This is a genomic window from Nocardia sp. A7, assembly GCF_046549215.1.
GTDB lineage: Bacteria > Actinomycetota > Actinomycetes > Mycobacteriales > Mycobacteriaceae > Nocardia.
Genome location: NZ_JAJPWE010000001.1, coordinates 1,612,265 through 1,625,390, shown reverse-complemented (window position 1 = coordinate 1,625,390; position 13,126 = coordinate 1,612,265). Strand labels below are relative to the sequence as shown.

The following is a 13,126-nucleotide window of genomic DNA, read 5'->3' as shown; positions in this document are numbered from 1 at the left end:
CGGTGTGCTAGTTGGGGGTTCCCCTGGCCAGTACTACGTCGATGGTTCGGGTGGCGCCGTTCGGGGAAGTGATGTCGAGTCGGATGGGGTCGGCGGGTTCGCGGGTGTTGATCGCTGCGCTCAGTGCTTTGGCGGTGGTGATCGAGACGCCGTCGATCGCGGTGATCACATCCCCGATGGTGATGCCTGCCTCGCGGGCGGGTTGGCCGTAGAAGGCCCAGCTCACCTGGGCGCCTGCCGGTCTGGCATCGATGACCTGCACGCCGAGGGTGGCGGTCGGGCCGATGTGGACGGTGTCGGTCGGCGTCCCCGAACGGATCTGGGCCACGATCCGCATGGCGGTGTCGATCGGCACCGCGTACCCGTTGGGTGCTCTGCCCTCGGCGCGGGAGTTCTCGCCCGATGCCGCCGTGATCACCCCGACGACCGCCCCCGACGCGTCGGCCAGCGCACCACCGGACTGCCCGCCCATCACCGGCGCGGCGATCTCCACCATGCCGTTCAGTGCCTTGCGGGTGAGGTCGGCGGAGTTCATGGCGACGATCGTCGCGTCCAGATCGGTGATCGGACCGGCGACCGAGGTCGGCTCGCCGCCGTCGCCGCCCGCATCGCCGATGGCCAGCACATCCTGGCTGATCCGCAGGTCAGCGGACGTGCCAAGGCGTGCGGTCGGCAGTCCTGTCGCGCCGTCCAGCGACAACAGCGCGATGTCGGCGCCGGAGTCGTAGCCGAGCACGGTGGCGTCGTAGACGAGCCCGTTGGCGATATCGGTGACCCGCAGCGTCTCGGCCCCCTTGATCACATGATGACTGGTCAGAATCTGCCCGTCGGACGTGAGCACGATCCCCGACCCGGCCGCCCCGATGCCGAAACCGGCGGCGTCGACATCGATATTGACCAGCACCGATTCCAGCTGCCCGGCGACCAGCGCCGGATCGAGCGGCACCAGGACGGGTGCCTGTGCTTGCGCCACGAATTCCGGCTCGACCAGCGCGAACTCCCCGCGATACCCGAGCAGGGCGCACACCCCGAGCAACGCCACCACCATCGTCACCAGCACTCGTCCGACACGCTTCACAGCACATGTCCTCTCTCGCGAGCCGACCAATCCATTGTCACCCGTTTTCCGCGTCCGCCGGTCTCGAAATGGACGCGGTCCCCCAGGACCCAGGCTCGACCTGTCCGATCCGGTCCACGACCGGGCGTCGATGCGCGTAGTTGGCAAAAGCACGCATGCGGCTGTAGGCATGTAGCCATGAGCACCGCTGCCGCCTACGCCAAGCCATCCCCCGACGGCGCCTTCGAGAAGGTCACCATCGAACGTCGCGAGGTCGGTCCCGACGATGTGCTGATCGACATCAAATACGCCGGTATCTGCCATTCCGACATCCACACCGCGCGCGACGAGTGGGGTGGCGCGAAGTACCCGTGCGTGCCCGGTCACGAGATCGCTGGCATCGTCGCCGCGGTCGGCTCGTCGGTGCGCAAGTACCAGGTGGGCGACCGGGTCGGCGTCGGCTGTCTGGTGAACTCCTGCGGTAAGTGCGTGCCGTGTTTGGCGGGCGAGGAGCAGTACTGCACCGGCGGCGCCACCTGGACCTACAACTCCCCGGTGCCCGAAACCGCGCAGCCCGGCGGGTACACGATGGGCGGCTACTCCACCCAGATCGTGGTCGACGAGAGTTTCGTGGTCTCGATTCCCGAAGGGATCGGCCTCGATGTCGCCGCGCCGCTGCTGTGCGCGGGCATCACGCTGTATTCACCGCTGAAGCACTGGAACGCGGGACCGGGCAAGAAGGTCGCGATCATCGGGATGGGCGGGCTCGGGCACGTCGGTGTGAAGATCGCGGCGGCGCTTGGCGCGGAGGTCACGGTGCTCAGCCAGTCGCTACGCAAGCGCGACGACGGCCTGCGGATGGGTGCCCATCACTACTACGCGACCAGCGACAAGGAGACTTTCCGTCAGCTGCGCGGCCAGTTCGACCTGATCATCAACACCGTCTCGGCCGACCTGCCCATCGACAACTACCTGCGCCTGCTCGCCCTCGACGGCACGCTCGTCATCCTGGGTCTGCCGGAGCACCCGATGAGCGTCACCGGCCGCCATCTCGCCGGTTTCCGCCGGTCACTGGCCGGTTCGATGATCGGTGGCCTCGCCCAGACCCAGGAGATGCTGAACTTCTGCGCCTCGCACGGGATCGGCGCGGAGATCGAACTGATCTCCGCCGACGAGATCGACTCCGCCTACGACCGGGTGGTCGCCAGCGATGTCCAGTACCGATTCGTGATCGACACCGCCACGGTGTAACCGTCGCGGCGGCGGGCTGCGGGTGCGCGTCCTGGGTACCGTGATATTTGTGGTTGCCGAGGACGAATCCGCTGAACCCGCCGCACAGTCCGCCGATCTGCCTGTCTTCTGGTCGGTGCGAACGCCGCCGCGCTGGCTGCCGCGCGCACTGCTGTACGTGGTGGTCGCGGTAGCCGGCTTGATCGCGGCGTTCTGGGTGCTCGGCAAGATGCAGGGCCTGTTGACCGTGCTGTTGGTGTCGATCTTCCTGGCGTTCGCGATCGAGCCCGCGGTGAATTGGCTTGCGGCGCGCGGTGTTCGACGCGGTGCGGGCACCGGCGCGGTGTTCCTGCTGGTGCTGGTGCTGATCGTCGCGTTCGTGTGGACGCTGGGCGCGTTGCTGGTCAACCAGGTGACCATGCTGGTGAAGAACGCTCCCGACTATGTCCAGGACCTGGTCAACTGGGTCAATTCGACGTTCCACCAGGATATTTCGGGCGACGATCTGACCAAGTACGCCTCGGAGTGGAGTTCCACGATCGAGAAGTATCTGGTCGGTCTGGCCGGAAACGTCTGGGGCATCGGCACTGTCGCGATCGGCGCGCTGTTCCAGCTGCTCGGGGTGCTGTTGTTCACCTTCTACTTCGCCGCCGACGGACCGCGTTTCCGCACCTGGGTGTGTTCGCTGCTGCCGCCCAGAAAGCAGAAACATGTGCTGCGGGCCTGGGACATCGCGGTCGAGAAGACCGGCGGCTACATCTATTCGCGGGCCCTGCTCGCCCTGTGCTCGGCGATCGCGCACTATGTCGCGCTGCGGGTATTCGATGTGCCGTCGGCGTTCGCTCTGGCGTTGTGGGTCGGCGTTGTCTCGCAGTTCATTCCGACTGTCGGTACCTATATGGCCGGTGCGCTCCCCGTGTTGGTGGCGCTGGTGCACGATCCGATCACGGCGCTGTGGATTCTGCTGTTCATCGTCGCCTATCAGCAGTTCGAGAACTATGTCCTGCAACCGCGCATCACCGCGACCACCCTGGATATGCACCCGGCGGTGGCCTTCGGGGCGGTGATCGCGGGCGCCGCGTTACTCGGGCCGACCGGCGCCCTGCTCGCGATCCCGGTCACCGCCACGCTGCAGGGGTTCGCGGGCGCCTATGTGCGTCGCTACGAAGTCACCGAAGAAGCCGACGCGCCACCGCCGAGGAAAAGTAGGCGGAAGAAGACCGAAGCCGCATCCACCGACTCAGCAACATGAGACGCTGCCTGACCGATCACGGCGAGCGGCGGCGGTAGCGTTCGCCGGATGGACACCATGAACTCGGTGATCGTCGACGTCAATGATGCTTTCTGGAACTGGCTGCTGATTCCGCTGGTGCTCGTGGCCGGGCTGTACTTCACCGTGCGCAGTGGCGTGGTGCAGGTGCGGATGTTGCCGGAGATGTTCCGGGTTGTCACGGAGAAGGGGCCGACGGCGTCCGACGGGAAGAAGTCGGTATCGGCGTTCGGGGCGTTCAGTATTTCCGCGGCGGCGCGGGTGGGGACCGGCAATATCGCGGGGGTCGCGACCGCGATCAGTGTCGGCGGGCCGGGGGCAGTGTTCTGGATGTGGGCGATGGCCACCATCGGTGCCGCGTCGGCCTTCGTGGAATCCACGCTCGCTCAGCTCTACAAGCGGCGCGAGAGCGAGCCGGGGACCTTTCGTGGCGGCCCCGCCTACTACATGGAGCACGGGCTGCGGCGTCGTTGGCAGGGGTTGGCGTTCGCGGTGATCATCACGGTGACCTTCGGGTTCGTGTTCAACGCCGTGCAGGCCAACACCATCGTGGCCACCAGCCGGGTCTCGCTGTCGGAGCTCGACGGTGACTGGTACGCCCCGCTGGTCGGGCTCGGTCTGGTCGTCCTGCTCGGGCTGGTGATCTTCGGTGGGGTGCGCCGGATCAGCCGGATCACCGAGGTGCTCGTCCCGGTGATGGCCCTGGTGTACCTGTTGCTCGGTATCGCGGTGGTCGTGTTGAACATCGACGATCTGCCGCGGGTGTTCGCCGATATCGTCGGCGGGGCGTTCGGGCTGCGCGAGGTGGTCGGCGGTGGCATCGGCGTCGCCATCACGCAGGGGATCCGGCGTGGCATGTTCTCCAACGAGGCCGGACTCGGCTCGGCTCCGAACGCCGCTGCGGCCGCGGATGTCTCGCATCCGGTGAAGCAGGGGCTCGTGCAGTCGCTCGGCGTCTACTTCGACACCCTGCTGATCTGCTCGATCACCGCGTTCATCATCCTGACCAGCGACCCCGACCTGTCCGAGCGCCGCACCGCCGACCTCACCCAGAACGCACTGCAGACATCACTTGGCACCTGGTCGGGCCACGTGCTCACAGCGGTGGTGTTCATGCTCGCGTTCAGCTCGATGATCGGCAATTTCTACTACGGCCGCTCCAACATCGAATTCATCACCACTCGTCCCCAGGCGCTCACGGTCTTTCGAATGCTGGTGGTGGTGGCCGTCTTCGGTGGCGCGCTCGGCTCGGTGAGCCTGATCTGGAACCTGGCCGATGTGTTCATGGGCGTGATGGCCCTGGTCAACCTGGCCGCGATCATCCCGCTCGGCGCCATCGCCTTCCGCCTGCTCGCCGACTACCGTGCCCAGCAGAGCGCGGGCAAGGACCCGGTGTACGTGCACAGCGCCGACATCGCCGACCCGGCGGGCGTGCAGTGCTGGCAGGCAACGATTGCGTCGAGCTTGCCCGGTAAACCCACCCACTAGTGGTAGGCATGGGAAATGGCGAAACAATGGACCGAACCGGCTGATATCGCGCTGCGCGCCGACGGTCTGCGCGTCGCTGATCTCGACCCATCGAGCACGCCGGGCTTCGCCGGCGACAAGCGTCTCGGTAAGCAACTGCTCGCCGAACGGGCGACGGTGCTGTCGGTTCTGCAGGAGAAGCTGTTCGCGCACGGTCGCACCGGTGGGCAGCGCAGTGTGCTGCTGATCCTGCAGGGCATGGACACCGCGGGTAAGGGCGGGATCGTGCGTCACGTCATCGGTTCGGTCGACCCGCAGGGTGTCGACCACGCGTCCTTCGGGGTGCCGACCGAGCTGGAGAAACAGCACGATTTCCTGTGGCGCATCCGCAACAAACTGCCCGCGCACGGCCAGCTCGGCGTGTTCGACCGCTCCCAGTACGAGGACGTGCTGGTCGTGCGGGTGCACGATCTCGTGCCGCAGGCGGAGTGGGAGCAGCGCTACGACCAGATCAATGCCTTCGAGAAGGAGATCGCCGACGCGGGCACCATCATCGTGAAGGTGGCCATGTTCGTCTCCCTCGACGAACAGAAACGCAGGCTGCGCGAACGCCTGGAACGTCCGGACAAATACTGGAAGTTCAACCCCTCCGACATCACCGAACGCGCCTACTGGCCCGAATATCAGAAGGCCTACCAGGCCGTTCTCGATCGGACCGATACCGATTACGCGCCCTGGTACGTGCTGCCGTCGGACCACAAGTGGTACGCGCGCCTCGCGGTCACCGAGTTGCTGATCACCGCACTGGCCCAGCTGGAACTCGACTGGCCGCCCGCCGACTTCGATATCGCCGAGCAGTTGCGTCGACTCGACGAGTCCTGACGACGAGCTTTGCGGAAACTCTCAGGTTCGGCCCGCATGATGTCCCAGGTGGGGAGCAAACGAGCGAAAGGCGTGTGACGACGGTGAGCACGGGCAAGAGGCCCTCGGGCAGGAATCCGCTGGCAGCGGCCGAGGCGGCCGACAAGAAGCGCAAGATCGCGATCCAGGTCGGCGTCGCGGCGGTGCTGGTCGCGCTGGTCGCGGCCATCGGCATCGGCATCGCGGTGAACCAGTCCGATTCCGACACCGAGTCGGGGACCAGCTCGGCGGCGCAGTTGCCCGCGACGGGCGGGGCGGTCACCGAGACCGGCACGGTCGTGATCGGCAACCCCGATGCCAAGGTCAAGGTGCGCGTGGTCGCCGACCTGCAGTGCCCGGCCTGCAAGCAGTTCGAGGCCGCCAACGGGGAAGTGCTGGCCAAGGCCGCCGCCGACGGCACCGCCTCGGTCGAGTACCAGATCATCTCGTTCCTCGACAAGGCCTCCACCAACCAGTACTCCTCGCGCGCGGCCAACGCATCGTTCTGCGTGGCGAAGTCGGATACGACCAAGTACCAGTCCTGGTTGCAGACGATGTTCGACAAGCAGCCCGCCGAGGGCGGCGCCGGTCTGAGCAACGACGAGCTCATCGAGATCGCCACCGAAGTCGGGTACACCGATCCCGCCGTGGCGACCTGCATCAACGACAAGCCGTACAACGACTACATCCAGCAGGTCACCCAGACCACGCTGCGCAGTGGCGTGGAGTCGACGCCGTCGGTGTTCATCAACGGCCAGCTGAACAAGTCCGACGCGATCTTCACCGAGAACGGCCTGGCCGCCGTGATCGCTGACGCGGCCAAGTGATCACCGCCCCCGCCCGCTCGGCCTGGCTGCTGCTGATCGCCGGGCTGGCGGGCTGGCTGGCGTCGTGCACGCTCACCGTCGAACGGTTCAAGCTGTTCGTCGACCCGGACTACGTCACCTCGTGCAGCATCAACTCGGTGCTGTCGTGCGGGTCGATCATGAAGACCGACCAGGCCGCGGTCTTCGGTTTCCCCAACCCGCTGATCGGCGTCGTCGGGTTCTCGGTGGTGGTGACCCTCGCCGTGCTGTCGGTGGTCGGTGTCGGGTTCCCGCGCTGGATCTGGGGTGGGCTGTGGATCGGCACCGTGCTCGGCATCGCCGGGCTGTGCTGGCTGATCTTCCAGAGCCTGTACCGGATCAACGCGCTGTGCCCGTACTGCATGGTGGTGTGGGTGGCGGTGCCGGTGCTGTTCGCGGTCACCACCCAGGAACTGTGGGGCCGCTCGCGGGGCGTGCTGGGGATCCTCGCCGAATGGCGTTGGACCCTGGTCGTGGTGTTCTACGCGGTGGTGCTGCTGCTGGTGTTCCTGAAGTTCCAGGACTACTGGCTCAGCTTGGTTTAGTGGCGTCCACGTATTGCATGAAACGGTGGACGCGCTGGTCGATTTCGGTCAGGCCCGCCCTGGCGAACAGCTTCGGGAACGTGTCGCGGTCGAACAGGCGCAGCCCGCTCAGGCTCGCGGCCAGGCTGCTCGCCGAGCCGAAGAGGTTGTCCTCGGCATAGCTGGTGCTGATCGCGATGCGGCCACCAGGGGCGAGGACGCGGATCATCTCGCGGGTGGCGACCAGCGGGTCGGGGATCAGATAGAGCGCGCCGAAACAGCAGACGGCGTCGAAGGTGCCGTCGGCGAAGGGCAGGATGCGGGCGTCGCCTCGGACGTAGCCGACGCGGGGGCTGGCGTTGTCGGTGGCGGCCTTGGCCAGCATCGGCGCCGAGTAGTCCAGGCCGGTGACGAAGCCGCCCTTGGTCAGGTACTCGCTGAGGTAACGGGTGAAATTGCCTGGGCCGCAGGCCAGATCGAGGACCTTCATGGGGCCGCTCAGGCGCAGCTTGTCGACCGCGTCGCGGCGGTCGGTGCCGGTGGTGCGGCCGCTGGCGAGGTAGAACAGCGTGGGTCGCCACGCGTGCTCGTACACCGCCGCCAGCGCTGGGGCGTTCATCGTCCTGCGGGCGAGATTCACCGGCGTGCTACCTCGATGGTCATGCCGGTCTCGCGCAGCCGCTCGGTGAGCGCCTCACCCATCGCGGAAGCGGGCGTGAGCACGCCCGCGCGCTCGGGCAGGGTGTCGAAGGCCAGGCTCAGCCCGCTCTGGCCGAGCAGCACGGCGGTGGCCTGGTAGCCGGGATCGCCGGTGCCGGAGAAGGTGGCCTGGTATTTGGCGCCGGAACTGGTGCGCGCGAAGGTCTTCATGGTGAACCACCCACTGCGGCGGGCCTTCTCGTCGGGGCCGGTGCCGGGCTTGGGCAGGATCCGGTCGAGCAGCTTGCGGCCGAGCGACACCCTCGAAAGGACCGCTCCCGAGGCCATGCCTGCCACGATGCCGCCCGCGATACCCGCGGCGACCAGCGGCGCGGCGGCCGAGGCTCCCGCGTTCATCACCTCGCGGTAGCGGAACTGCTTGCCGTAGGCCCAGCCGAGCAGGCCGTTGGTGCGGCGCACGACCTTGGTGTTGTGCGAGGCCATCACGAACGTGGTGACCCAGCCGCTCAGGCTCGCGTCGATGCTGTCGGCGCGGGCCAGCGCCTGATCGGACTGGCGGCCCACGTCGGGTTCCATGCTGCGGTCCGGGCTCAGCGAATACGGGTGGGCCAGGATCTTGCCGCGCGCGGAATCGGCGGCGACGTCCTCCATCATGGCGCGTCCGGAATCGATGGTGCCGCCGCTCATGCCGCCCTTGAGATAGGCGACCAGGGTGGTGTCCTCGAGTTCGCCGGTGTCGTCGGCGAGGGTGGCGCGGTAGATCTCGTACACGCTCAGATCCGACGGAATCGAGTCGTAGCCACAGGAATTCACGATCTTGGCGCCCGAGTCGACCGCGGTCTGCTCGTAGCGCTCGATGGCGTCGTGGATGAACAGCGGCTCGCCGGTGAGGTCGGCGTAGTGGGTGCCCGCCGCGGCGCACGCGCCCAGCAGCGGCAGGCCGTAGCGCAGGTACGGGCCGACGGTGGTGACCACGACCTTGGTGCGCTCGGCCATCGCCGCCAGCGATGCGGGATCGCTGGAATCGGCGACGACGAGTTCCCACTGCGCGGCGGCCGGGCCCAATTCGTCGCGGGTGGCGGCGAGCTTGCTCGCAGAGCGACCGGCCAGGGCGATCTTGGCATCGGCCGGGGCCGCGGTGAGCAGGTATTCGGCGGTGAGTTTGCCGACGAAACCCGTTGCGCCGAACAGGATCAGGTCGAACTCACGGTGCTGCGGCATGACGCGCCTTTCGCGAAGATGATCAGGGCTTGGTGGCCGGTGTGCTCGCCTTGCGGGCGCGAGTCTTCTTCGCCGGCTTCGGCGGGTGGGAGCTGAGCCAATCACGGTGGGCCAGACCGAGTTCGGTGACCGGCGGATCGCCGTAGAGCCATTCGCGGGCGATCAGATGCCAGTTGTTGGTGCTGTCGAGCTGGCCGAGCATGCCGAAGGTGAGGAAATCGGCGCGGCGCGAGAACAGGTGTTCCGGCGGCAGATTCTGCTGCTTCATGCCGGTGAACTCGCTGGCCCTCGGGTCGACGGCGAGCAGGAACGCGCCGCTGGCCAGTTCGGGGGTGATGGTGAGTTCCTCGTCGACCAGGCACCATTCCGAGGCGGCGAGCACGTATTCGAGGCATTCCTCGGCGCCGATCTCCTCGGGCGAATCGATCACGCCGCGATCGATCATCAACTGCCGCAAATCTTCCGCGCGGTCCTCGGCGGCCGCGCGCAGGCACTGGATTTCGAATCCGACCAGCTTGGGGTCCATCCGGTTGAACAGCCCGAAGTCGAGGAAGGCGACCCGGCCGTCGCGCGCGAGCAGCACATTGCCCGGATGCGGGTCGCCACAGAACTCGTTGAAGCTGAACAGCGAGCCGACATAGAAGCGGTAGATGATCTCGCCGACCCGATCACGCACGGCAGCAGGCATTTTCCGGATCTCGTCGAAGCCGTGGCCGTCGATGAACTCGCTGACCAGCACACGGGTGGTCGACAGCTCGGGAACCGACGACGGCACCACGATGAACGGGTGTTCGCGGTACAGATGCGCGATCTCGGCCTGGGTGGCGGCTTCGGCCTGGTAGTCGAGCTCGCTCTCCATGTTGAGTTTCAGCTCGTCGAGCACCGCGGGGGTGATCCATGGCATCGCCGAGGCCAGCACCCGGCGGAACATGGTGAGGTTCTTCAGGTCCGCGCGCACGGCGGCGTCGACCCCGGGGTACTGGACCTTCACCGCGACGGCGCGACCGTCGGGCAGCGTGGCCCGATACACCTGGCCGATCGAGGCGGCCGCGATCGGCTCGGGATCGAATTCGGCGAAGATCTCCGCCAGCGGGGCACCGAAATCCTGCTCGATCACCGCCCGCATGGACTCGAACGACACCGTCGGCGCCGCATTGCGCAAGACGGCGAGGCGCTGCTGGAACCGCTCGCGATGGTCCTCCGGCACCAGATCCAGATCCAGCACCGACATCATCTGGCCCAGCTTCATCGCCACGCCCTTCATGGTGCCGAGCACCATGACCACCTGTTCGGTGGTGCGGATCATCGACTCCTCGGCCATCCGCGCGCGCACTGCCTCCGAGCGGCCGCGCATCGATAGCCTGGTCTTCTTCGAGCGGATGACCGACCCCGCCGCCACCGCCCCCAGCTTCGTCCCGCGGGCAAGCCGGGAAGTCGGCACGTTCTTCGCCATCGAGGTACCTCCGTTGGTGCCGACGCGCACGGCGGTGACACAAACCACAGCGTCCCGCCCGGGTTCAGCGTAGCCAACCGAGCTGGGTTGTCGAGCCCGGCTCCCGTTAACGGACGAAAGTGCCGGTCAGGACAGCTCCGGGGGGACTTCGGGGAAGAGGTGCGGCTGCGCGGTGAAGTACGACGGTGAGCCACCGGCGCGGACGATGCCCTCGAGCGCGCTCCACGCCATCATCGTCAGGTAGTCGATGACGTCCTGGCGGGGCATGGCCTTGTCGGTGGTCGTCCACCAGTGCGTGGCCAGTTGGATGCCACCCACCAGCACGTAGGACCACAGCATCGCGCCGTCGGTGCGCACGCCCTTGTCGCCCGCCCGCTCGACCAGCACCGTGGTGACCACCTCGGCGAACAGCCGCTCGAACTCCGCGAGCGAGGACTTGTCGCCCGCGGAATTGCTCATGATGAACCGGTAGACCTCTGGGTCGTCGTCGACGGTGCCGACGTACTCGGTCATCGCGGCGCGCACGAGTTGGTATTCGTCGGCGTCGAGGCTGATCGCGCCGTAGACCCGGGGCAGCAGGGTGGTCTCGATGAAGCGCTGCATGGTGGCGTGGACCAGGTCGTTCTTGTCCGCGAAATAGCGGTAGAGGACGGTCTTGGACACGCCGATCTCGGTGGCGATCTCGTCCATGCCCGCCTGGCTGCCGCGCACCCTGATGGCATTGAGGGTGCCGTCGACCAGTTCCTCGCGGCGGTCGATCTTGTGCTGTCGCCACCGACGTTTGCGGCCGTCGGCCGGGCTGCCGCCGCGCACTGCTGCTCGGCTCGACTGCTCGCCGATCTCGACAAGGTCTTCGGTGGACAGGACAGCCCCCTTGTGGTCGATGTTGGCGTCTCTGTCCAACAGCTTAGGCGCGCCGGTGTGGGGTGGCGCTCCTTTGGTGCACGTTGGGGCATTTACCACACTTCGTTGTTTACCCGCGCGTACGACAAACCAGGCGGTTCGCCGTGTCGTCGGCAGCGCCACGCGGGGTTGGCGGCGGCACACTCGCCGCGCGCACAGCAGAATGGGGGCTATGGAGAAATCTCCCGGCAACACGGCGGTTCTCACGCCGCGCACCGAGCCCGCCACGCAGCCCGCCGGCTTCGACGTGCTGACCGACGAGGCGGGCAAGAAACGCGACCTGTTCAAGATGAAGGCGCTGGCGACCAGTTTCCTGCTGGTGGCCAGTGTGATCTATCTGCTGTGCCGGTGGCTCGAATCGCGTGGCGGCGGTGGCGAGTGGGTCGGCTATGTGCGCGCGGCCTCGGAGGCGGGCATGGTCGGCGCACTGGCCGACTGGTTCGCGGTCACCGCGCTGTTCAAGCACCCGCTGGGTCTGCCGATCCCGCACACCGCGATCATCCGCAAGAAGAAGGACCAGCTCGGCGAGAGCCTCGGTGCCTTCGTCGGAACCAACTTCCTCGCCCCCGACGTGGTCTCGACCCGCCTGGAGGCCGCCCAGATCTCGCTGCGAGTCGGCCGGTGGATGGCTGATCCCGGGCACGCGGCCCGGGTGGCGCAGGAGAGCGCGACGATTTTGACCGCGGTCGTGAACACCCTGCGCGACGAGGACGTCGAGGAGATCATCGACAACACCATCGTCAAGCGGATCGCCGAACCGCTGTGGGGGCCGCCGCTGGGCCGGGTGCTCTCGGAGATGATCGCCGACAATCGGCAACGGCCGCTGATCGATCTGCTGGCCGAGCGCGCGCATCAGTGGGCACTGGGTTCGCAGGACACGATCGACCGGATCGTGGTGCGCGACGCGCCGCAGTGGGCGCCGAAATTCGTCAATACGCTGCTTTCCGAGCGAATTTATCGGGAACTCGTCGAGTTCACCTGGAAGGTGCGCTCCGATCCCGATCATGAATTGCGCCGGGCCGCCGATCGCTTTCTGCAGGATTTCGCCGATGACCTGCAGAACGACGACGCGATGATCGCCAAGGCGGAGAAGGTCAAGGCCGAGATCATGGGCCGCGAGCAGATCACCGGAATGGCAGAGGCCACCTGGCGGGCGGCGAAGCGGTTGATCTTGGAATCGGCCGACGATCCGGATTCCACCCTGCGGCGCAAGGTGGCCGAGAATGTGCAGCAGCTCGGTGAGCGTTTCCGCGACGACGCGGCGATGCGTGGCAAAGTGGACGGGTGGATCGATCGCGGTGCTCGCTATCTGGTCGGTAATTACTCCGCGGAGATCACGACGTTGGTGACCGATACGGTCGCGCGCTGGGACGCCGACGAGGCGAGCAGGAAGATCGAATTGCAAGTGGGCCGGGATCTGCAGTTCATCAGGATCAACGGCACGGTCGTTGGCTCGCTCGCGGGCCTGGCCATCTATACGATCTCGCAACTTTTGTTCCACTGAGCCGCTGGTCAGAGGGTCTTTGTGGTGGTTAGCACACCGGGTGCTAACTGGAGTGCTTGCAATAGCTAGCACCCTGTTCTAGTATTGGCCTT

At 66.7% G+C, this 13,126-nt stretch carries 12 protein-coding genes; 7 read left to right on the top strand and 5 right to left on the bottom strand.

Annotated elements, in window-relative coordinates; translation table 11 throughout:
- Positions 1–7 precede the first annotated feature (7 nt).
- Positions 8–1,078 carry a S1C family serine protease gene (locus tag ACLJPD_RS07285; RefSeq protein ID WP_410870974.1) on the bottom strand — a complete coding sequence of 357 codons (1,071 nt, stop codon included), beginning with the start codon at positions 1,076–1,078 and terminating at the stop codon, positions 8–10.
- 177 nt (positions 1,079–1,255) lie between these two features.
- Between ACLJPD_RS07285 and ACLJPD_RS07280 the strand changes: the two genes are divergently transcribed.
- From ACLJPD_RS07280 to ACLJPD_RS07255, 6 genes are all read left to right on the top strand, one after another.
- Positions 1,256–2,308 carry an NAD(P)-dependent alcohol dehydrogenase gene (locus tag ACLJPD_RS07280; protein ID WP_410870972.1) on the top strand — a complete coding sequence of 351 codons (1,053 nt, stop codon included), beginning with the start codon at positions 1,256–1,258 and terminating at the stop codon, positions 2,306–2,308.
- Between the two features lie 49 nt (positions 2,309–2,357).
- Positions 2,358–3,539, top strand: a complete 1,182-nt coding sequence (locus tag ACLJPD_RS07275; protein ID WP_410870971.1) for an AI-2E family transporter — start codon at positions 2,358–2,360, stop codon at positions 3,537–3,539.
- A gap of 48 nt (positions 3,540–3,587) precedes the next feature.
- Positions 3,588–5,045 (top strand): alanine/glycine:cation symporter family protein, encoded by a 1,458-nt coding sequence (locus ACLJPD_RS07270; protein WP_410870969.1) that lies wholly within the window; start codon positions 3,588–3,590, stop codon positions 5,043–5,045.
- A gap of 15 nt (positions 5,046–5,060) precedes the next feature.
- The gene (locus tag ACLJPD_RS07265; protein ID WP_410870968.1) at positions 5,061–5,906 is read left to right on the top strand and encodes a PPK2 family polyphosphate kinase; all 846 of its coding nucleotides are present in this window, start codon (positions 5,061–5,063) and stop codon (positions 5,904–5,906) included.
- 83 nt (positions 5,907–5,989) lie between these two features.
- Positions 5,990–6,751, top strand: coding sequence for a DsbA family protein (locus ACLJPD_RS07260; RefSeq protein WP_410870967.1), 762 nt, complete (start codon positions 5,990–5,992; stop codon positions 6,749–6,751).
- Positions 6,748–7,314, top strand: coding sequence for a vitamin K epoxide reductase family protein (locus ACLJPD_RS07255; protein ID WP_410870966.1), 567 nt, complete (start codon positions 6,748–6,750; stop codon positions 7,312–7,314). The genes ACLJPD_RS07260 and ACLJPD_RS07255 overlap by 4 nt, the downstream gene beginning before the upstream one ends.
- On the opposite strand, the gene ACLJPD_RS07250 is transcribed toward ACLJPD_RS07255, so the two are convergent.
- The 4 genes from ACLJPD_RS07250 to ACLJPD_RS07235 all read right to left on the bottom strand — a co-directional run bounded on the left by ACLJPD_RS07250 (position 7,301) and on the right by ACLJPD_RS07235 (position 11,440).
- Positions 7,301–7,933, bottom strand: a complete 633-nt coding sequence (locus tag ACLJPD_RS07250) for a methyltransferase domain-containing protein (protein ID WP_410870965.1) — start codon at positions 7,931–7,933, stop codon at positions 7,301–7,303. The genes ACLJPD_RS07255 and ACLJPD_RS07250 overlap by 14 nt on opposite strands.
- Positions 7,930–9,174 (bottom strand): saccharopine dehydrogenase family protein, encoded by a 1,245-nt coding sequence (locus ACLJPD_RS07245; protein ID WP_410870964.1) that lies wholly within the window; start codon positions 9,172–9,174, stop codon positions 7,930–7,932. The genes ACLJPD_RS07250 and ACLJPD_RS07245 overlap by 4 nt, the downstream gene beginning before the upstream one ends.
- Positions 9,175–9,196: 22 nt before the next feature.
- The gene (locus ACLJPD_RS07240) at positions 9,197–10,627 is read right to left on the bottom strand and encodes an ABC1 kinase family protein (protein ID WP_410870963.1); all 1,431 of its coding nucleotides are present in this window, start codon (positions 10,625–10,627) and stop codon (positions 9,197–9,199) included.
- A gap of 126 nt (positions 10,628–10,753) precedes the next feature.
- Positions 10,754–11,440, bottom strand: coding sequence for a TetR/AcrR family transcriptional regulator (locus tag ACLJPD_RS07235; RefSeq protein WP_410871958.1), 687 nt, complete (start codon positions 11,438–11,440; stop codon positions 10,754–10,756).
- 262 nt (positions 11,441–11,702) lie between these two features.
- Here ACLJPD_RS07235 and ACLJPD_RS07230 point away from each other — a divergent pair, with 262 nt between their 5' ends.
- Complete coding sequence (locus tag ACLJPD_RS07230) at positions 11,703–13,034, top strand: DUF445 domain-containing protein (protein WP_410870961.1); 1,332 nt, start codon at positions 11,703–11,705, stop codon at positions 13,032–13,034.
- Positions 13,035–13,126 lie beyond the last annotated feature (92 nt).

Coding starts and splice junctions, on each gene's coding strand:
- ACLJPD_RS07280 (WP_410870972.1), top strand. CDS start 1,256: ATGAGCACCGCTGCCGCCTACGCCAAGCCATCCCCCGACGGCGCCTTC.
- ACLJPD_RS07270 (WP_410870969.1), top strand. CDS start 3,588: ATGGACACCATGAACTCGGTGATCGTCGACGTCAATGATGCTTTCTGG.
- ACLJPD_RS07265 (WP_410870968.1), top strand. CDS start 5,061: ATGGCGAAACAATGGACCGAACCGGCTGATATCGCGCTGCGCGCCGAC.
- ACLJPD_RS07245 (WP_410870964.1), bottom strand. CDS start 9,174: ATGCCGCAGCACCGTGAGTTCGACCTGATCCTGTTCGGCGCAACGGGT.
- ACLJPD_RS07240 (WP_410870963.1), bottom strand. CDS start 10,627: ATGGCGAAGAACGTGCCGACTTCCCGGCTTGCCCGCGGGACGAAGCTG.
- ACLJPD_RS07230 (WP_410870961.1), top strand. CDS start 11,703: ATGGAGAAATCTCCCGGCAACACGGCGGTTCTCACGCCGCGCACCGAG.